Origin of the sequence: Haloimpatiens myeolchijeotgali, assembly GCF_042688525.2 — a bacterium.
GTDB lineage: Bacteria > Bacillota > Clostridia > Clostridiales > Clostridiaceae > Haloimpatiens.
Window position 1 is genome coordinate 3,882,557 of sequence record NZ_JBHWAB010000001.1, and the last position, 20,638, is coordinate 3,903,194.

Annotated in this window: 17 protein-coding genes; 5 read left to right on the plus strand and 12 right to left on the minus strand. The window is 26.1% G+C overall.

The window, feature by feature from the left end; all coding sequences use genetic code 11:
• Positions 1-47 precede the first annotated feature (47 nt).
• The 3 genes from ACFIJ5_RS17425 to ACFIJ5_RS17435 all read left to right on the plus strand — a co-directional run bounded on the left by ACFIJ5_RS17425 (position 48) and on the right by ACFIJ5_RS17435 (position 4,736).
• The gene (locus ACFIJ5_RS17425) at positions 48-2,969 is read left to right on the plus strand and encodes an insulinase family protein (RefSeq protein ID WP_379809334.1); all 2,922 of its coding nucleotides are present in this window, start codon (positions 48-50) and stop codon (positions 2,967-2,969) included.
• Positions 2,970-3,157: 188 nt separating this feature from the next.
• Complete coding sequence (locus ACFIJ5_RS17430; RefSeq protein ID WP_379809335.1) at positions 3,158-3,499, plus strand: hypothetical protein; 342 nt, start codon at positions 3,158-3,160, stop codon at positions 3,497-3,499.
• 25 nt (positions 3,500-3,524) lie between these two features.
• On the plus strand, positions 3,525-4,736 hold the full coding sequence (locus ACFIJ5_RS17435; protein ID WP_379809639.1) for a cation:proton antiporter: 1,212 nt from the start codon (positions 3,525-3,527) through the stop codon (positions 4,734-4,736).
• A gap of 94 nt (positions 4,737-4,830) precedes the next feature.
• Here the strand turns inward: ACFIJ5_RS17435 and argF are convergent, their stop codons facing one another.
• The 8 genes from argF to ACFIJ5_RS17475 form a co-directional block, all read right to left on the minus strand.
• Positions 4,831-5,823, minus strand: a complete 993-nt coding sequence (gene argF, locus ACFIJ5_RS17440) for an ornithine carbamoyltransferase (protein ID WP_379809337.1) — start codon at positions 5,821-5,823, stop codon at positions 4,831-4,833.
• Positions 5,824-5,911: 88 nt separating this feature from the next.
• Entirely contained in the window at positions 5,912-7,126 is a 1,215-nt protein-coding gene (arcA, locus tag ACFIJ5_RS17445; RefSeq protein ID WP_379809640.1) for an arginine deiminase, read from the minus strand.
• A 57-nt stretch (positions 7,127-7,183) separates the two neighbouring features.
• Entirely contained in the window at positions 7,184-8,128 is a 945-nt protein-coding gene (gene arcC / locus ACFIJ5_RS17450) for a carbamate kinase (protein WP_379809339.1), read from the minus strand.
• 889 nt (positions 8,129-9,017) lie between these two features.
• Complete coding sequence (locus tag ACFIJ5_RS17455) at positions 9,018-9,725, minus strand: HD domain-containing protein (protein WP_379809341.1); 708 nt, start codon at positions 9,723-9,725, stop codon at positions 9,018-9,020.
• A gap of 9 nt (positions 9,726-9,734) precedes the next feature.
• Positions 9,735-10,796, minus strand: a complete 1,062-nt coding sequence (locus ACFIJ5_RS17460; RefSeq protein WP_379809343.1) for an AI-2E family transporter — start codon at positions 10,794-10,796, stop codon at positions 9,735-9,737.
• A gap of 161 nt (positions 10,797-10,957) precedes the next feature.
• Complete coding sequence (locus tag ACFIJ5_RS17465) at positions 10,958-11,548, minus strand: DUF1836 domain-containing protein (RefSeq protein WP_379809641.1); 591 nt, start codon at positions 11,546-11,548, stop codon at positions 10,958-10,960.
• 1,137 nt (positions 11,549-12,685) lie between these two features.
• A complete protein-coding gene (gene fsa, locus ACFIJ5_RS17470) occupies positions 12,686-13,336 on the minus strand; it encodes a fructose-6-phosphate aldolase (RefSeq protein ID WP_379809345.1) in 651 nt (216 codons plus the stop codon).
• Positions 13,337-13,397: 61 nt separating this feature from the next.
• Complete coding sequence (locus ACFIJ5_RS17475) at positions 13,398-14,774, minus strand: tRNA nucleotidyltransferase/poly(A) polymerase family protein (protein WP_379809347.1); 1,377 nt, start codon at positions 14,772-14,774, stop codon at positions 13,398-13,400.
• A 759-nt stretch (positions 14,775-15,533) separates the two neighbouring features.
• Here ACFIJ5_RS17475 and ACFIJ5_RS17480 point away from each other — a divergent pair.
• Entirely contained in the window at positions 15,534-15,779 is a 246-nt protein-coding gene (locus ACFIJ5_RS17480; protein WP_379809349.1) for an AbrB/MazE/SpoVT family DNA-binding domain-containing protein, read from the plus strand.
• Positions 15,780-15,988: 209 nt separating this feature from the next.
• Here ACFIJ5_RS17480 and ACFIJ5_RS17485 read toward each other — a convergent pair whose 3' ends face one another.
• From ACFIJ5_RS17485 to ACFIJ5_RS17500, 4 genes are all read right to left on the minus strand, one after another.
• Entirely contained in the window at positions 15,989-17,152 is a 1,164-nt protein-coding gene (locus tag ACFIJ5_RS17485; RefSeq protein ID WP_379809351.1) for a C40 family peptidase, read from the minus strand.
• Positions 17,153-17,417: 265 nt separating this feature from the next.
• Positions 17,418-18,263, minus strand: coding sequence for a 16S rRNA (cytidine(1402)-2'-O)-methyltransferase (gene rsmI, locus ACFIJ5_RS17490; RefSeq protein WP_379809353.1), 846 nt, complete (start codon positions 18,261-18,263; stop codon positions 17,418-17,420).
• 13 nt (positions 18,264-18,276) lie between these two features.
• Entirely contained in the window at positions 18,277-19,014 is a 738-nt protein-coding gene (locus ACFIJ5_RS17495) for a tRNA1(Val) (adenine(37)-N6)-methyltransferase (protein ID WP_379809355.1), read from the minus strand.
• Positions 19,015-19,068: 54 nt separating this feature from the next.
• Complete coding sequence (locus ACFIJ5_RS17500; protein ID WP_379809357.1) at positions 19,069-20,004, minus strand: magnesium transporter CorA family protein; 936 nt, start codon at positions 20,002-20,004, stop codon at positions 19,069-19,071.
• 393 nt (positions 20,005-20,397) lie between these two features.
• On the opposite strand from ACFIJ5_RS17500, the gene ACFIJ5_RS17505 reads away from it, so the two are divergent.
• Entirely contained in the window at positions 20,398-20,634 is a 237-nt protein-coding gene (locus ACFIJ5_RS17505) for a FeoA family protein (RefSeq protein ID WP_379809359.1), read from the plus strand.
• Positions 20,635-20,638 lie beyond the last annotated feature (4 nt).

Here is a 20,638-nt window from a genome sequence, read left to right on the forward strand (position 1 = left end):
TACAGTTTTAATTTAAACATAAATTAATTTAGAAAGGAGTTAATAAAATGGATTTAAATAAAACATATAGTGGCTTTAAATTATTAGAAACAAATGAACTTACAGATATAAATTCAACTGGAATGATTTTTGAACATGAAAAAACAGGTGCAAAACTTTTATATCTACAAAACGATGATGACAATAAGGTTTTTTCTGTTTCTTTTAGAACACCACCTGAAAATAGCACTGGTGTACCTCACATAATCGAACATTCTGTACTTTGTGGTTCTAGAAAATTCCCAGTAAAAGAACCTTTTGTTGAACTTATTAAAGGTTCTCTTAATACGTTTTTAAATGCTATGACTTTTCCTGATAAAACTATGTATCCTGTAGCAAGTAAAAATGATAAAGATTTCATTAATCTTATGGATGTTTATCTTGATGCTGTATTATATCCTAACATTTATGAACATGAAGAAATTTTTATGCAAGAAGGATGGCATTATGAACTTAAAAATAAAGAGGATGAGTTAACTTATAAAGGCGTTGTTTATAATGAAATGCAAGGTGCTTTTTCTTCTCCTGATTCTGTGCTTATGCGCAAAATTCAAGAATCATTATTTCCACATACCATATACGGCGTAGAATCTGGTGGAGATCCTGATGTTATACCAACTCTTACTTATAAAGAATTTATAGATTTTCATAAAAAATACTATCATCCATCTAATAGTTACATATTCTTATATGGAAAAATGGATATAGAAGAAAAGCTTAAATTTATAAGTGAAAATTATTTAAATAATTTTGATAAATTAAATATAAACTCCCAAATTCAAATTGAAACTCCATTTGATAAAACTTTAGAAAAAACTGTAGAATATCTAATATCTCCTAATGAAAATGACAATGACAAAACTTTCTTAAGCTTAAATTTTGCAGTAGGTCGTTCTACTAATCCAGAAGAATATTTAGCTTTAGATATTCTTGAAAATATACTTCTTGAAACTCAATCTTCTCCATTAAAAAAGGAACTTATTGATGCTAACTTAGGAAAAGACGTATATGGTTTCTACGATAGAAGCATTCTCCAGCCTATTTTCAGCATTGTAGTTAAAAATTCAAATGAAGATAAAAAAGAAAAGTTTAAAGAAATTGTTTATACTACTTTGCAAAAATTAGTTAAAGAAGGTATTAGTAAGAAACTAATTGAAGCATGTATAAATAGAAAAGAATTTGATCTTAGAGAAGCTAACTATCAAAGTTTTCCTAAAGGATTAGTTTATGGAATTCAATGTATGGATAGTTGGTTATATGACCAAAATCCATGTACTCATTTAAATTTTAGCAATACACTTGAGAAAATTAAAACTGCTCTTACAACTAATTATTTTGAAAACTTAATAGAAAAATATCTCTTAAATAACTCTCACAGTTCATTACTTATTGTAAAACCTTCTAAAGGATTAACCGAACAAAAAGAAAAAGAAGTTAGAGACAATTTGAAAAAATTCAAAGAAAGTTTATCTGAAAAACAACTTAATGAAATTATAAATAATACTAAAAAGTTAAAACAAAGACAAATAACTCCTGATTCTAAAGAAGATTTAAAAGTTATACCTCTTCTTTCTCTTAATGACATAAACAAAGAAGCTGATAAACTTCCTTTAATTGAAAAAAGCGAAATGAATATTAAAGTCCTTCATCATCCTATTTTTACAAGTGGTATAGGTTACTTAAATCTCTACTTTGATATGAGTGCTTTACCTAAAGATTTAATTTCTTATAGTTCACTTTTAGCTGCATTACTTGGCAATATAAGCACAAAAAATTATAATTATGAAGATTTATCAAATGAAATAGATATTAATACTGGTGGAATAAATTTTAGTGCTGCTTCCTATAGTAAATTTAATGATGATAAGACTTTTTACCCAAAATTCAACGTAAAAACTAAAGTTTTAATTGATAAAGTTCCAAAACTTACAGAATTAATTAGTGAGATTCTTTCAGCTACTAAATTCGAAGAAAAAAGGAAAATCAAGGAATTAATACAAAAAATTAAATCACGTTTGGAAATGATTATGTTTGATAGAGGTCATATGGTTTCTGCTAAACGTCTATGCTCATATTTTTCTCCTACAACAAAATATAATGAAATGTTAAATGGAATAGATTATTATAAATTCATTTGTGATCTTGAATTAAATTTTGAATCTAAGTTTAATGTTATTTGTGAAAATTTACAAAAAACTTCAGATATAATATTTAATAAAAAAAATCTTCTAATAAGTTTTACAAGTGAAGAAAAAGACTATGATAAATTTAAAAATTCATTAGCAACTATTGAGAGTAGCTTAAAAAATACAACTTATCAATGTTGTAACCCTAACTTTGAATTAAAACCATTTAATGAAGGTATAATGACTTCTGCAAAAGTGCAATATGTATCAAAAGGATATAATTTTAGAAGATTAGGCTATAACTATACTGGAAGTCTTAAAGTGTTAAAAACCATATCAAGCTTTGATTATTTATGGAATAAAATACGTGTTCAAGGAGGAGCTTACGGTAGTTTCTCTCACTTTGAAAGAAATGGTAACATATTCTTTGCATCTTATAGAGATCCTAACTTAAAAGAAACATTAGATGCATATGATAATATATCTACCTATATTGAAAATTTTGATGCAGATGAACGTGAAATGACAAAATATATAATTGGAACTATGAGTGAAGTAGATTCTCCATTAACACCTTCTATGACAGGCGAAACTTCAGATATTAATTATATAAGAAGAATTACACAAAAAGATATTCAAAAAGAAAGAAATGAAATTCTAAATACAACTATAGATGAAATAAGACAATTTAAAAATTTACTTAATGATTGTTTTAAAGAAAATTATATATGTGCTCTTGGAAATGAGGATAAAATTCATATAAATAAGAATTTATTCAACGATACTATAAACCTTTTTGAATAATAATTATGTTATAAAGAATCCAATTATCTATAATATATTGATAATTGGATTCTTTTATTTTCAATTAAATCTATATTTTATGTCATAATAATTCAAATTTTCAGAAAACTATGTTATAATACTTTTGTAAGGAAAATTCTTCTAATTTTTTATCTCATAATTGAATATATATATATAGAGGTGATTATATGCAATTACTTATTGTAGTTTTAAATAAGATAAATTATTTAGAGGACATTTTGAAAGAATTTAATAACTGTGGTATAAAAGGTGCTACTGTAATTGATAGTACTGGTATGGCTAAAGTTCTACATTCTCATCACGATGAGGATCCACCTATGTTTGGTTCTTTGAAAATGATCTTAAATGAGAAACGTCCTTTTAATAAAACTATATTTACTGTTCTCAAAGATACTCAAGTTAATACAGCTATTGAAGCTGTACGGCATGTAGTGGGAGATCTTTCAAAACCAGATGTAGGTATATTATTTACTCTACCTGTGAATTATGTAGAAGGAATTATTACTTGAAAATGTGTTTGAAAGGATGATTTTAATGCACTCTTTATATTATATAGGAATAATTCTATTTGCTGGGATAATTATGGGTAAATTTGTTTCTATTTTTAAACTTCCTAAAGTTACTGGATATCTCTTAGCTGGTGTTTTAATAGGACCTTCCATTTTAAACTTAGTTCCTAGTAATGCAGCATCCAAATTATCTATAATATCTGAAGCTGCTTTAGGTTTTATAGCTTATGGTATAGGAAGTTCTTTTAATTACAATCATCTAAAACAAGTTGGAAAAGGTGTTATAATCGTTACTATATTTGAATCTCTTGGAGCTGTTATGGTTGTTGATTTTTTTATGATTGTTATTCTTAGACAACCTATAGAATTCAGCATAATGTTGGGTGCTATATCAGCTGCTACTGCACCTGCTGCTACTATAATGGTACTAAAACAATATAATGCTAAAGGTCCTTTAGTTGACACTCTTCTTCCTGTAGTTGCTATGGATGATGCTGTAGGAATCATAGTTTTTGGTATATGTATGACTATCGCAAAATCATTAATTGATTCCTCATCCAAACTAACTATAGCCACAATTTTAATTCCTTTTAAAGAAATTATTTTAGCATTTTTAATAGGAATTGGAGTTGGAATACTTCTTTCTATAATCTCAAAATATGCTGAAGGTCAAGATCAACTTCTTTCAATGACTATTGCAACAATATTTGTATCTGTAGGTATATCTACAAAACTTAATATTTCTCCTCTTTTAACTTGTATGGCTATTGGTGGAACAGTAAGCAATATAGCTCCAAATCATCAAAGAGTTTTATCAATTATAGATAGATTTACACCACCTGTTTTTTTAGCATTCTTTACTATTGCAGGTATTGAGCTTAATTTAGGTATACTTAAAGATGTAGGACTAATAGGAGTAACTTATATACTAGCTAGAGTTCTGGGTAAAACACTTGGTGCATCTATAGGTTCTAGACTTGCTCATTGTTCTAGCACAGTTCAAAAATATCTAGGATTTACTTTAATTCCTCAAGCAGGTGTTGCAATAGGTCTAGCTATGGTTGCAGAATCATTTATTCCTAAATATGGCTCTGCAATAAGAACTATTATTTTATCGGCTACAGTAATTTATGAACTTATTGGACCACTCATGACAAAAATTGCTATATTTAAAGCTGGTGAAGCCCATATACCAGATCATAAAAGCATTAAAGACCTCCATAAACTAGGAGTATAAAAATTAATCATTAATAAATTTAAAAATCCAAACTTATAAATATAATAAAAAAACTCTAACTTACTTAAGTCAGAGTTTTTTTATATTAAAAATTTTATTTTCCTAAAGTTGATACCATAACAGATTTTATAGTATGCATTCTATTTTCAGCTTCATCAAATACTACTGATTGTTTACCTCTAAATACTTCATCTGTTACTTCTCTTATATCAAGTTCCTTTTTTTCTTTAGATTCTCTAGCATTGTTAGTTTCAAAATCATGATATGATGGTAGACAATGCATAAATATAGCTTCTGGATTTCCAGTCTTTTTAAACATTTCTACATTAATTCTATAAGGAGTTAATAACTTAACCCTTTCAGCTAATTTATCCTCTTCTCCCATTGAAGCCCATATATCAGTATATATTACATCAGCATCTTTAACTGCTTCATCAATATTATCTGTAACTTCTATTATTGCTCCTGTTTGTTTTCCATATTCTCTAACTTCATTTACTATTTTTTCATCTGGATTTAATTCTGTTGGTCCAAGTGCTACAAAATGCATTCCCATTTTTGCTGCTCCATACATCAAAGCATAACTCATATTATTTCTTATGTCTCCAACAAATACAAACTTAACTTTGTTAAGTGGTTTATCTATATGTTCTTCTATTGTCATAAGATCAGCAAGTACTTGAGTTGGATGATCTATATCAGTAAGACCATTCCATACAGGTACTCCAGAATGCTTAGCTAATGAATCAACAGTTTCTTGTTTAAATCCTCTAAATTCTATACCATCGTAAAATCTTCCAAGAACTTTAGCAGTATCCTCTATAGATTCCTTTTTACCCATTTGTGAATTTGTAAGATACGTAACATGTGCACCTTCATCAAGTGCTGCTACTTCAAAAGCACATCTTGTTCTAGTAGAACTTTTCTCAAATAAAAGAACTATATTTTTCCCTTCTAATGATTTTCCTTTTATTCCTAATCTTTTTTTAGATTTTAAATCATGAGAAAGATCTAATAAATATCTAATTTCTTGTGGTGTAAAATCTTTTAATGTTAGAAAATTTCTTCCCTTTAAGTTTATAGCCATAATATATTCCTCCCCACATTAATTCGTATAATGATTTTATAAATTGTATATTTTTATTTATAATTAAATATATATTTATATAAAAATATCAGTATTCTAACTCTCCTCTATTTAGTGGCATAGACATACATCTTGGACCACCTCTTCCTCTTGATAATTCAGAAGATGCTATAGAAAGAACAGTTATATTGTATTTATCTAAAATTTCATTAGTTATATAATTTCTCTCATATGTTACAACTTTTCCAGGTGCAATGGCTAGAGTATTTGATCCATCGTTCCATTGTTCTCTGCCTGCTATTATTTTGTCACCGCCTCCACAGCGAATTAATGTTATATCCTTTTTTAAATACGTTGATAATATTTTTTCAAGACTTCCTTCTTCTTCTTTCATGATAAGTCTTTTATTTTTGTAATCATAGGTTACAGCTGTAACTTTAAGTGTACCTTCAATAGCTGGATGAACTGTAAACTTATCATAATCTATCATAGTAAATACAGTATCAAGATGCATAAAAGCTCTTGTTTTTGGTATATCAAATATCAATACTGTTTTAAAAGTTTCATTAGCTTCAAATATATTCTTAGCAGTTTTTATAATAGCCTCTTTATCTGTCCTCTGACTATGTCCTATTGCAAGAAGTTCTTTTGATAAAACAAGTTCATCTCCGCCTTCTATGTTATCTAATTCGTTTCTGTTATACCAAAGTGGTATATTGCTATTCTTGAATTCTGAATGATATTTAAATATATATTTACCAAAAATAGTTTCTCTCTTTCTTGTTTTTGTTCTCATAGAATTAAGTGTAATTCCACTTCCTATTGAAGCAAAAGGATCACGTGTAAAATATAAATTAGGCATAGGATCCATTATAAAAGGATATTCATCAAATCCTTCTTTAAATCCTATTTCCTTTTTCCTAACACCACTCATTATTTTATCTATCATAGCTTTTTCAGGTAAACTTACCAAATAACTTTTTAAATTTTCAACTATTTGTTTATCTTTTATCCCACACTCATTGATAACTTCATCCAAAAAAAGATTCTTGACTGTACTATTTTGAATAGCCTCAGCAGCTAATTTTTCAAGATATAATACTTCAACTCCATTATTTTCAAGAAGCTTTGCAAAATTATCATGTTCTTCTCTTGCTATCTTTAGAAAAGGAATATCATCAAATAACAATCTTTCTAAATAATCAGGTGTTAAATTTTCTATTTCTTCACCTGGTCTGTGTAAAACAACAGTTTTTAATTTTCCTATTTCCGAATATACATGTATTTTCCTATTATCCATTATGGTATATCACCCCTTATTGCCTTATTTAACAACCCCTTAAAACTACCATAATTATTTCTACTTAACTATTTTTGTACCACTTAATCCTTTTAATGCTTCTCTTGCCTTAGAAAGTGAAGCTATTATTGCTGTTTTATTTTTATCGAATTGTACAAATTTCTTACAAGCTTCAACTTTTGGAAGCATACTTCCTGGTGCAAATTGTCCTTCTTCTATATACCTATCTACTTCTTGTAAAGTTAATTTATCCAATTGTTTTTGATTTGATTTATTAAAATTTATACATACCCTATCTATTGCCGTTAATATTAATAGTATATCTGAATCTAATATTTCTGCTAACTTTTCTGCTGCAAAATCCTTATCTATAACCGCTGATACACCTTTTATAGTATCCCCTTCTTTTATAACTGGGATTCCACCACCACCACATGAAATAACTATTGAATCAGACTCTACTAAATTTTTTATCAAATCTTTTTCCATAACATCTATTGGCTTTGGAGACGCTACTACCCTTCTATATCCTCTACCAGCATCTTCCTTCATTATATATCCTTGTTCTCTTTGAAGTTTTTCAGCCTCTTCTTTTGTATAAAAAGATCCAATTGGCTTTGTAGGATTTTTAAATCCATTATCATTTTCATCAACTAAAACTTGAGTAACTATTGTACCCACGGATTTTTCTATATCTCTTTTTTTTAACTCTTCAGAAATAGCATTTTGAAGATGATATCCTATGTACCCTTGTGAAAATGCCCCACATACATCAAATGGGAATAAAACGTTTTCTTGTTTAGTTTTATGTGCAGTCTCTGTACAAGCTACTATCTGACCTACTTGAGGTCCATTACCATGAACTATAGCAACTTGGTGTCCTTGTTCTATTAAATCAACTATAGATTTAGCTGTTTCTTTACATGTATTAAGTTGTGCCTGTGTGCTTTTATCTTTTGGATTTGATTGTAAAGCATTCCCTCCTAAAGCTAAAACTATCTTCATATTCATCCCCCCTCAAAACATATGCAACTTATCCTGCAAAATCATAGTACTATGTATCCTAAACATTGTCAACACTTTGAATTTTCAGTAAATTGTATAACTATTCTATACACATTTTAAGTTTTACACACATTTCCACGTTTTATTTCCAAATTTTTATAAAATTTATACATTTTATGCATAAATATAGGCATTTACTGCATATAAAATTATTTTTTAATTTTTTTTAATTTTATTTGACATACTAATTAATGATCCATATAATATATAATATACCTATATGGGGTATACAAGGAGGTGTTTTTATGAATATACTTTTAGACGAAAAATCTAAGATTTTTTTCGAAAATGAACTTAAAAACAATAAAAAAGATGCAGTACGACTTATGATAAAAGGTTTTGGATGAGGAGGTCCTAAACTTGGAATAGTTCTGGATGAACAAAGAGAAGATGATACTGTTTCCTTCACTGAAGGAATAAAATTTGTTGCTGACCCTGAAGAATCTTTCTTATTTGACAATGCTAAATTGGTATATAAGAAGAGTTTGTTTGGAAGTGGTGTTACAATCATACCTAGCAATATAAAACCTAGCAGTTGTTAACACAAACTTTCTTTTATATTTTCAATATTATATGTGATTCAATATATTAATAGAGACACTTTTAGGCTTCAAGTAGATTTTTTTCTTCCTTGAAGCCTAAAACAATAAAAAAAACGTTAGAATTACTTTCTAACGTAATAAAAAATATTAAAATAAGGGGGACTTTTTTAATTAAATACATAATAGCATTTTATTATTAAAAATATATTAATTCAAAATTAAATATCCATTAACATTAAATATATTTTTTAAAACTTAAATTCTCATTTTAAACTCATAAAACTATATTATTTATACAATTTAGTATCTAATAACTGTTCGTATGCAGACCATGTATTATCTGTAATTTTATCTTTGACTTCTCCAATTATATTGAATTTGCAATCCACGTAATCTGCAAAATGAACCACAAATGCCTCTTCTGTGTTTGGTTGTACAGGTGCTCCATACTCATATTTACCATGATGCTGTACAATACATCCTCTAATTCTATCCTTAAAGTCATCACTATATATATTACTTTCTTCATTAAATGCTTTTTCTAACATACATGCCCCTATAACAACATGCCCTTCCATTTCTCCCCTTAATGTTTTTGTAAAGTTTTCGTCTAAATTATATTCTAAAATCTTTCCAATATCATGTAGTTTTGCTCCAAGTATAGCTATTTCCTTATTTTTACAATTATACCTGTATGCAATATGCTTAGCCATATACATTACACTTAGTGTATGCTCTAAAAGTCCATGTTTATAATGGTGATGCATTCCCGCTCCACCAGTACAATTAATAAACTTATTTAAAAACTCCTCATTTTTAAAAAAGTAATCATTTAATGTTATAGATTCTATACTTTTAAATTCTTCTATTGAAATTTTATTCATTTCACTTATAAGTTGATTTACACTTTTAAAAGGTTTCTTTATATTAATATCATTATTCATATAATTTATACACACTCCATTTAATTTACAAACATTTAATTTACAGTCCATTATTTATAACTATTTAGTTTTTATATCTTTAACTTTATATATCTTATAAATATCTTTTATAGTTACTTTACATACTGCATAAACAGGAATAGCAATAAATGCTCCTAGAGTTCCAAATAAAGAAATAAATATAAAAACCAATAGAATTATACTTAAAGGATGAATTTCTAATTTATTTCCCAATATATTAGGAGTAATCAAGTTACCTTCTAATTGTTGTACTATAATAGATACAATTAATACCTTTAGAATCATCCACATATCTATAGTTAATGCCATTAAAACTGCAGGAATTGCACCTAAAAATGGTCCTAAAAATGGAATAATATTTGTTATCATAACAAATATTGATAACAAAAATGCATTTGGAATTTTTATTACTCTATAGCCTATATACATTAAAACCCCTACAACTACAGCTACTATTAACTGACCAGTTATGTATGTAGATAAAGTCTTATCAACATCTAATAAAAGATTTTTTACTGCATTTTTATATTTATTAGGGGTAATTTTTATAATGCGTTTAGCATAATTTTTGTCATCTCTTAAAAAATAGAAAATTATAAATGGAATAAGAATTATTTGACTCCCTACATTTGCTATTTGAGAAAATATATTAGTTATATTTTCTGTAAACGTTCCCCAAAAATTTTGTACGGAAGAATTAATTCTTTTATTAAGTTCTATACTGGAAATTATACCCCCAAATTTTTCATTAATTATCTTAGTTGCATTCTGAAATTGAGTAAATAAATCATTAAATGATTTACTAAAATTATTATTTAAAGAAGTTCCACCATATATCATTATCATTATTATTACAAAAATAATTCCTAACGTCACAATTATGCTTGCAATCCCTCTATTTATGTGTCTCTTTTCTAAAAAATTAACTATAGGACGTAATATATAATAAAAAAGGATACCCATTAATAAAGGAATTAATATTAAACTAAAAATTTGCTTTAAAAATATAATTATAAATCCCATTTTACCAATCAAATATAAAATTAATAAAAACAAAAAAATACCCAATCCGTATTCAAAAACTCTATTTCTATATTTCAATTTTCCACCCCTACTTCAACTATTTTTAATTGTGATTAATTAATTTTTATACTAATTACAATCATTACATTTATAATCTTCCCAATAATTCACAAAATATTCCATAAAAAAACCCCATGCATTTGCATGGAGTTTTTAAACTGATGCTTTTTAATATTTAATTATTTTTCTTTATCTTTTTCTTTATCTTTTTCTTTATGTTTTTCTTTATCCTTTCCTTCATTTTTATATGCATCTACAATTTTATGTACTAATTTCTTTGTTGCACTAGCTTGAGCTATTAATGTCATTACAACTAAAAATCCTAATATTCTTTCTTCATCATTTTCTTTTAAATGAATATCCTTCATTATTTCATTAAATTTTTGTTCATTAAAATATTCTCTTTCTAAAAAACTTTGAAAACTGTCTTCTTGTATTTTAGCAAATATCTTGTATGCCTTTTCCCAAGATATAATATCATCACTTCTATCATTTATCTCATTAAAAGCTAGTCTAAATACTTTATTTATCTCTTCTGTTGTAAGTATAGGTCTCATGTAACTTAAAAGAACTAATTGTGCTAAATGTAATTTTGTATAACCTCTTTTCTTACCATCTTCAGGTTTAGATATTACCTCACTTTTAATATAATTTTGTACAATATTTTTAGTATATTTTTCATTTTCAAAACGATCATTTAAATAATCTATAACTTGTGATAAAAAAAGATCATATTCTGGCAAATCATCATATGGAACAATACTATTCATAGAAACTTCTTTAGCTAATTGATTTATTTTTTCTATAGAAAATTGGTTATTACTCAATAAAATTAACTCCTTTCCTTATATTAATGGTTTAATTTATGTATCAACTAATAATATACAGCTACTACATATATAACTACTACTTTATTTAATCTTAAGTACTATAACTTTGCTACACTTCTTTTATGTCTCTTATAAAATATATTATACGGTATTTATAACTATATTACAAGTTACTCTTCCTTTGATATCTTATATCTTTTCCAAATATGCTTTATTTCAATCACTTTATCTCAAAGTTTTCACCAACTACTTTGTTTATGAATACCATATATTAAAGAAAGGAGATGTTTGAAATTTTTTATTATATCGGTTATCCATCTATTAAATTATTTGATGTATACTATTTCTGCTATAATGTTATGCCCTTATTCTTTAAATTTTTATTTCTAATTATAATAATTATATTTCTATTTAGACTTTTTAAAAATCATATATAATGAAAGATTTTATATTTACTCTTTTCAATTAACATATAACATTTTTTTAATTCTCTACTTATTGTAGTACAATATATTATTTTTTTCGACAATACACATGATTTCGATAATTGAAAATAACTCACATATATATTGCATATTATATATAACTTGTGTATTATTTAAAACTTATCCACACTTATTAACATATTATCCACAAATTTTGTGGACAACTCTATTTGTTGTGTGAATTATTATATTTTAGTATTTTATTTCATATATTCACATTCGACAAATATTTTATCCACATTATCCACAACTTACTTGTTAATAACCTGTTAAATGTATGTGGAATAAAAAAAAATTTTTTTATTTTTTAATTCACATTGATTATATTTAAACTAGTTCATTCATTTATATTATACTTTATTCCATAATATGTAATTATTTTTCTAATCGATTACACCGAACTTTAATTCTATAATAACGTATAACTAAAATCCTTTACTTAAAAATAATATTATTATATTTTTACTTTATCAATCTATTTCTACTAAACATACATCATCTTGTTTTTTACGAAATAACTTTTTTATAAAACCTAAAACAAATAGCTGTTGAACTATAATTCTCATTCAACAGCCATTAATCTTTTATTCAATTAAATGCGTTTATTACTTTTTTTATAATCTTGTAAAAACTTTTTAATTCCAATATCTGTTAATGGATGCTTTATCATCTGCATTATAACCTTATAAGGTACAGTTACTACATCACATCCTACTTTAGCACATTCCAATACATGCATTGGATTTCTTATACTTGCTGCTATTATTTGTGTTTCCAATCCATATATGTTAAAAATATCTGAGATATCCCTTACTATTTCTAAACCACCATTCCCAATGTCATCAACTCTTCCTATAAAAGGACTTACAAAACTAGCTCCTGATTTTGCTGCAAGTAATGCTTGCTGAGCTGAAAAAATTAATGTTACATTTGTTTTTATTCCTTCCTTTGAAAGTATATTTACTGCTTTCAATCCTTCCTCACATATAGGTATTTTTATAACAACGTTTTTATGTAATTTAGACAGTTCCTTAGCTTCTTTAACCATATCCTCTGCATCCAAACTTATAACTTCTGCACTTATAGGTCCATCAACTATAGAACATATTTCTGAAATAACCTGTTTTAAATCCCTTCCCTCTTTAGCTATAAGAGACGGATTTGTTGTAACTCCATCTAATATTCCAAGTTCAGCCGTTTTTCTTATTTCTTCAATATTAGCAGTATCAATAAATATTTTCATATAAAAACCTCCTTAAAACGTTTTCAAAAACACTTCAAAAAACTTTTTTGCCTATTTGCTCTTATGTTATGTACGTCTTCATTATAAAATCTATAGCTTCTTGTGCTGTTGTAATTCTACCTTTATATCTTAAATAATCTATTTCGTCTAATATTTCACTCACTATACGTCCCTCCTTCCCAATAAGTTGTATTACTTCATTTCCTTTTAAAAGTCTATTATCTTTTATATTTTTATATATTTCATATTCTTTAAAAATTTTTTCTATATATTCTTTATACTTCTCCTTTTCATTATTCATATCTAAAAAAAGTTCAGTAGCATATACATCACAAAAAGATATTGTTAATATATATGTAACAAATTTATCATATTTAACAAAAAACTTATAAAAACTATCTCTATAATTTTTAACATTATTTTTAAATAAAATTAATGGGTACATATGTCCCTCAACTACTTTTACAACTATATTCTTTGCATCTCTAGGAAATCTCCAAAACTTACAAAATGAATTCATTATCATACTTCCTACTTTATCATGATTTATGAAGCTAACTTTTTTGCCCTGTTTTTTATAACATTCATATTTCCCAATATCATGAACAAATGCCGAAAAAGCAAGATAATCTTGTAATTTATAATTACCTATTTGAATATTAAACTTATCATAATTTAATCCTTTTAAATTAAATTTAAAATTACTTAAGTCTTTAAAAACTTTATATGTAGTATTCATATGAGTAAATACATCCTCTATATGATATTTACACTTCCCTATAGTTTTAAGTTGTTCTATATAAGGTAATAAGTCTTTCAAAATTCCATATGTATCAAGCATTTCAAAAGCATTACCAAATGTATCTGCTTTTATTATCTTCATTAATTCATCAAAAATTCTTTCTTTAGTACAATTACTTATAAACTTTGCTTCAGTTCTAATACAAACTTCAGTATCTACTGAAAAATGCATATCATATTTTATTGCTAACCTAACACCTCTTAATATTCTTACTCTATCTTCCTTTATACTATCTTTATTTACATAGTGAATAGTTCTATTTAGAATATGTTTCCTTCCTTGAAACGGATCAACTATTTTATTACTACATAAATCTAACGCTATAGCATTGATTGTATAATCCCTTTTCTCTAAATCTTGTTTTAGACTATCACCTTTAAGACTACATATATCTAAAACTATACCATCATTATAGACCCTATAAATTTTTATATTCTTGTTAATACAAATAACTTTATATTTTTTTACTTTTAAGTAATTGATTAAATTTTCTATATTCCCATCATAAATTATATCTATGTCTTCATATTTATTTTTATTATTAATTAATTTGTCTCTTATATATCCTCCTACAGCATATACATTATTACAATTTTTTATAGCAAACCTCTTTATTTCATCTATTATTTTCTTCATACAATCACCTTTTATTTTCAGTTTTTAATATTACATTTCTACAAATAATAAAGTATGTTACTTGTAGTTTTTCTGATAATAAAACTATTATTATTGTTTAATTAGTAATCCTTTATCTTATTCTATTTTATTCTTTTACAAGGATATTTTATGTATAAATATATTATAACCCATATCATCAACTAATTTTCAATAAAAAATATGTTTAATAATTACATTTCAAAAATATGCATATCAATTTTTCTCAGTAATTCAAAAATAATGTATTATAAATCAATTTTAAAGCTTCAATTAATTTATTAATTTGTTAAATTTTAATATATATCTGTGTAGTAATATAAAATCTAATATAATATAAAACAAATTATAAATATATATATCTTTATAGTTCATTTTTTTCGACACTATATTGTAAAAATCCAATTAATTACTTTTTTTTATTTTAGATTAAGCAAAATAAAATTTTATGGATATTTTTGTTATTAATGGGCATAATATATATTAAATATTTTTTCTTTCATTGATATATCTAGCATTGAACAATAGTAAAAATTTGTATTTATCCAAAAAAATATATTGACATTTGTATAAAATGGTAGTATATTAACTATAGATGGAAGTTAATAATTATTTTGTAATTTCATATAAAATAATCAACACTATCCATTGACTTTAAATGTCATTTTTGTTACAATTTTTTTAGTAGATATGTCGAAAGATGTAGTAATTAATATGTTTATTAAAAGGAGGATTTTAATAATGAAATCAACAGGTGTAGTAAGAAGAGTAGACGAATTAGGAAGAATTGTAATTCCTATAGAGCTTAGAAGAACATTGGACATAGCTGAAAAAGATGCTTTAGAAATATATGTTGATGGTGAACAAATAATACTAAAGAAATATGAACCAGCATGTATCTTCTGTGGAAATGCAAGAGATGTTGTTAATTACAAAGGTAAAAACATTTGTAAATCTTGTTTAGAAGAATTAAAATCTGGTAAATAATTTCGTTCATAACTTAACCCTATTACATAGATATATTACACCCTATTTCCCGTATGAATATTCATACGGGTTTTATAATAGATAAAAATATTAAACTATTTAAAATAAAATAAATTTGTTTTGCAACAAATTTAAATATAATAAAAAGAGGGAATTGATTTCAAACATCATTTCCCTCTCTATTTCAAATACTTAAAATCTTAAATATACTATTTAACTCTCCTAGCACCTGCATAATCACTTCTTGTTAGTGGTGAAATTTTTACTACATCACCTGTTCTTGGCGCATGAATGTAACAATTATTTCCTACATACATTCCTACATGATGTGGAGAACTAGAGCTTCCAAAGAACACCAAATCACCTGGTTGAAGATTTCCTCTAGATACTGATCTTCCTACATTAATTTGAGAATAAGTAGTTCTTGGTAAATTTACTCCAAAGTGTCTGTACACATATTGAACAAATCCAGAACAATCAAATCCTGGTTGAGGAGTAGTACCACCCCATACATATCTAGTTCCTAAATAATTTGATGCAAAAGCAACTACACTATTGCCTGAAACGTCTGAGTCACCTCTTGATGGTTTATTATTTGATGGTTTATTACTTGATGGTTTATTACTTGATGGCTTATTGTTTGATGGTTTATTATTGTTTGCTGCATTTTTCATTTGTTGTATTCTTCTCATAGTTTCATTAACTACTGATTGAGATTGTGATATTTTAGAACTATACGCTCTTTCTTGTTTATCTAATTCTGCAATTAACTTATGTTGTTCATCTTTATTTTCATTAAGCTTGGCTAATTTATTTTCATTTTCAGTCTTAAGTTTTACTAATGTTTGTTTTTCTGTATCTAAGGCTTTTTTTCTACCTGAAACTTCTTCTTTTTTCTTATTGAATTTACTCATTACATTTTTATCATAATTCATTATAGTTTTTACAGTATCTACTCTACTTATTAAGTCAGAAAAGCTTTCTGAATCCAATATCATTTCTAAGTAACTATCTGCACCATTTATGTACATAGCTCTTACTCTTTCATTGTATAACTTTTGCTGCTTATTTAAATCATCTTCTGCTTTCTTAAGATCTTTTTCTGCAATTTTTATATCTTTTTCAGTTTTACTTATTTTATCTTTAATGCTATTTATTTGCATCATCATACTTTCAATATTACTATCTAATTTTTCTATTTCCACTTCTAAGTTTTCTCTCTGTTTTTTTACTTGTGCTAAAGAATCTTTATTCTTTTTTAATTGGCTTTGCTGCTGTTTTAAAGTATTTTCCAAAGGCGTCGCAACTGCTGGTAACGTTGTTCCTAAAATAACACTTGTTGCAATAACAACAGATATAACTTTTTTACGCACTCCCATTTCCTCCTTTTTTTATACATAACCCATGTGTTTTTATCTTATTAACTCTCTCAAATTGTATATATAATATTTTCTATCTCTTTTCGAATATTTTTGTTTAAAATTGCATATACTAACTAGTATATGCAATTTAACAAAAGTCTTTATATAAATTATAACATTTAACCTTTTCAAACTCAACTTTAATATAAAATTAACTTAATAATAATATAATTAATATATTACATCATCATTTATATACTTTAATTAGATTATATTATTAAATATTCAAAGAATGTTTATATATTTCTGATTTAGGTAATTTTCTATCTTTAGCAGTTCTTTTTATAGCTTCTTTTTTAGTACTACCTTGGGACATATATTTAACTATGTGCTCCTCAATACTCAAATCTTCCCACAAAGCTTTTTTTTCTTTTTCTATTTCTTCTTTACTTTTTCCTTCTATAACAAGTACATACTCCCCCCTAGGTTCTATATCATTGTAATGTTCAATAGCTTCTTCCAGCGTTAGTCTGAGGATTTCTTCATGAATCTTAGTTAATTCTCTACATATAGATATTCTACGATTCCCTAAATTTTCCTTCATAAATTGTAAAGTTTTTTTCAATCTATGAGGTGCTTCATAAAAAATAAGAGTTTCCATTCTATCTTTCAATTTTTCAATTAATCTTTCTCTTTCTTTATTTTCTCTAGGTAAAAAACCTGTAAACAAAAATTTTTCTGTATCTAATCCTGAATATACAAGAGCTGTTATAACTGCTGTAGCGCCTGGAATCACTTCAAACTTAATTCCTTGTTCTATACATTTTAGTGCTATTACGCTCCCAGGATCAGATATCCCTGGCATCCCTGCATCTGTAATTACAGCTACATTAGTCCCTTCTTTTATTTTTTTTATTAACTCTTCTCCTCTATTATTCTCATTATATTTATGATAACTTATCAATGTTTTTTTTATATTAAAATGATTCAATAACTTTATACTTTGTCTTGTATCTTCTGCAGCTATTAAATCAACATTTTTTAAAGTCTCCAATGCTCTTAACGTTATGTCATTTAAATTTCCAATTGGTGTTCCTACTAAATATAGTTTTCCGTAACTCATTAAATCACCTCAATCATTCTCTACCATATATTTCATTAATTTCTTTTGTATAACTTCCATCCTCATTATGTACATATAAAGGATTATCCCATTTTAAGAAGCTTCCTCCATCTCTCTGTCCTTCTATAAGAACAATATTAGGAGCTTTATTATAAGTTGGGTGAACTGTTTTTATTCTTTTAGGTTCAATTTTATATTTTCTCATTAAAGTAACTATATCTGCAATTCTATCTGGTCTATGAACCATATACATTCTCCCATTATCTTTTAAAAGTACTCTACACGCTTTTATTACATCTTCTAATGTACATAATATTTCATGTCTTGATATTGCATTTTTATCATTCATATTTATTATTCCCGAATTCTTTAACTTATATGGAGGATTAACAGTAACTACATCAACTCTTCCTATGTTTTTTAATAGTTCCTGATCTTTCAAATCTCCCTTTGTAAACTTTATTTTATCTTGTAGTTTATTATACATAACTGACCTATTTGACATCTCTACAAGTTCATCTTGAATCTCAATTCCCTCTATATAAGATGCTTTTGTTTTTCCCGCTAATATGAACGGTATTATTCCTGTACCACTACATAAATCTACTACCTTTGTCCCACTTCGTATTCTTGAAAAATTAGCTAAAAGCACTGCATCTACTCCGAACCTAAACCCTTGCTTTTTTTGTATAACATAAATTCCATTAAGCTGTAAATCATCTAAAGTTTCATCTTTTCTAACTAAATCCATATACTTCACCTCTTTTTACTTAACTATCAATTATAACTAAAAATTATATGAATTTTAGAACATACCCTTTTTACTTAGTACCCATGTAACTGTAGCTGAAACCCCTGCTACAATAGCTATTACAAACCAAAATCCATATGGTGAATTTTGAAATGGTATTCTAACATTCATACCAAATAATCCTGATACCATATTAGGTATTGACATAACAATAGTTATAGCTGCTAAGAATTTCATAACTATATTTAAATTGTTTGAGATAACTGATGCATATGCATCCATAGTTCCACTTAAAATATTACTGTATATATTACACATTTCAATTGCCTGTTTGTTTTCTACTATTACATCCTCTAACACATCTTTGTCTTCTACATATTTTTGAATTATATATAACTTTAACATTTTTTCTAAAGTCATTTCATTAGCCTTTAAAGAAGTAGAAAAGTAAACTAATGACTTTTCTAATGCTAATAATTGAATAAGTTCTCTATTTTTCATAGATTTGTGAAGCTGTTTCTCTACTAAAACACTTTTTTTATCTATTTGCCTTAAGTATATTAAATAAAAGTTAGCTATTCTATAAAGAATTTGCAATATAAATCTAGATCTTTTAAATGTATGAAAAGAAGTCACTTTGCCTTCCGTAAATCCTTTTAATATTTTACTATCTTTTAAACATACTGTTACTATTTCATTTTTTGTGTGTATTATGGCAAGAGGATAAGTATCATAAGTAAGTGAGTTATACTCCATTTCAGTAAAAGGTATATCTACTATTATTAGAATATTATCATCTTCTACTTCCAATCTAGAAGATTCCTCTTCATCAAGAGCTGCTTTTAAGTATTCGATAGGAGCTCCTGTCTTCTTAGCTATTAAAGCTATTTCTTCATCAGAAGGTGCTACCATATTGATCCAACATCCTGCTTGTATATCTTCTATTTCCTTCAATCCTTTATCTTGTATACTTTTAAATATAGATATCATTTTTCCCCTCCTGCTACTTTAAAAATTTTCATAACTTAAATTGTATTACCAAGTTATTATAAACTAATTTTCTTTTATTATAAACTACTAGTTTTTTAATTTATATGCTTAAGCTAAATTTAATTTATAAAATTTTATATGTAAAAATGAATTGACAAGTAATTATTTACAAGTTATAATAATTTTAAACTTAATTTCTTAAGTTGATATTTTATTGGCGTGTAACCATGTAAGGAGCAAGAGCTAATAGGTTCAATGAACCTTTAGCTCTTTTTTTAATATAATTTATAATCATGTCTACTAATCACTTTATTTCTATTTATCAAACTGTAACAAAATCTATACTTTTCTCATATTATAAAATTAGTATTTATATGGAATGTGGTGATCTACATGTCTAAGTTTATTAAGCTCTCAGAATTACCTGTAGGCTGTTGGGGTAAAATAATTGAAGTTTCCTCTCAAGGATTATCAAAACAAAGACTACTTGATATAGGTATCATTCCTGGATCAAAAATATATGTTCTCAGAAAAAGCTTTTCAGGAGATCCTACTGCATATATTATTAGAGATACTACAATCGCTTTAAGAAAAGAAGAAACTTCTAATATTTCAGTAATTAAGATATGAAAAA

What these genes read in the sequence shown, in the direction of transcription:
- ACFIJ5_RS17425 (WP_379809334.1), top strand. Translation starts at nt 48, where the DNA reads ATGGATTTAAATAAAACATATAGTGGCTTTAAATTATTAGAAACAAAT.
- ACFIJ5_RS17430 (WP_379809335.1), top strand. Translation starts at nt 3,158, where the DNA reads ATGCAATTACTTATTGTAGTTTTAAATAAGATAAATTATTTAGAGGAC.
- ACFIJ5_RS17435 (WP_379809639.1), top strand. Translation starts at nt 3,525, where the DNA reads ATGCACTCTTTATATTATATAGGAATAATTCTATTTGCTGGGATAATT.
- argF (WP_379809337.1), bottom strand. Translation starts at nt 5,823, where the DNA reads ATGGCTATAAACTTAAAGGGAAGAAATTTTCTAACATTAAAAGATTTT.
- arcC (WP_379809339.1), bottom strand. Translation starts at nt 8,128, where the DNA reads ATGAAGATAGTTTTAGCTTTAGGAGGGAATGCTTTACAATCAAATCCA.
- ACFIJ5_RS17455 (WP_379809341.1), bottom strand. Translation starts at nt 9,725, where the DNA reads ATGGACTGTAAATTAAATGTTTGTAAATTAAATGGAGTGTGTATAAAT.
- ACFIJ5_RS17465 (WP_379809641.1), bottom strand. Translation starts at nt 11,548, where the DNA reads ATGAATAGTATTGTTCCATATGATGATTTGCCAGAATATGATCTTTTT.
- fsa (WP_379809345.1), bottom strand. Translation starts at nt 13,336, where the DNA reads ATGAAAATATTTATTGATACTGCTAATATTGAAGAAATAAGAAAAACG.
- ACFIJ5_RS17475 (WP_379809347.1), bottom strand. Translation starts at nt 14,774, where the DNA reads ATGAAGAAAATAATAGATGAAATAAAGAGGTTTGCTATAAAAAATTGT.
- ACFIJ5_RS17480 (WP_379809349.1), top strand. Translation starts at nt 15,534, where the DNA reads ATGAAATCAACAGGTGTAGTAAGAAGAGTAGACGAATTAGGAAGAATT.
- rsmI (WP_379809353.1), bottom strand. Translation starts at nt 18,263, where the DNA reads ATGAGTTACGGAAAACTATATTTAGTAGGAACACCAATTGGAAATTTA.
- ACFIJ5_RS17495 (WP_379809355.1), bottom strand. Translation starts at nt 19,014, where the DNA reads ATGGATTTAGTTAGAAAAGATGAAACTTTAGATGATTTACAGCTTAAT.
- ACFIJ5_RS17500 (WP_379809357.1), bottom strand. Translation starts at nt 20,004, where the DNA reads ATGATATCTATATTTAAAAGTATACAAGATAAAGGATTGAAGGAAATA.
- ACFIJ5_RS17505 (WP_379809359.1), top strand. Translation starts at nt 20,398, where the DNA reads ATGTCTAAGTTTATTAAGCTCTCAGAATTACCTGTAGGCTGTTGGGGT.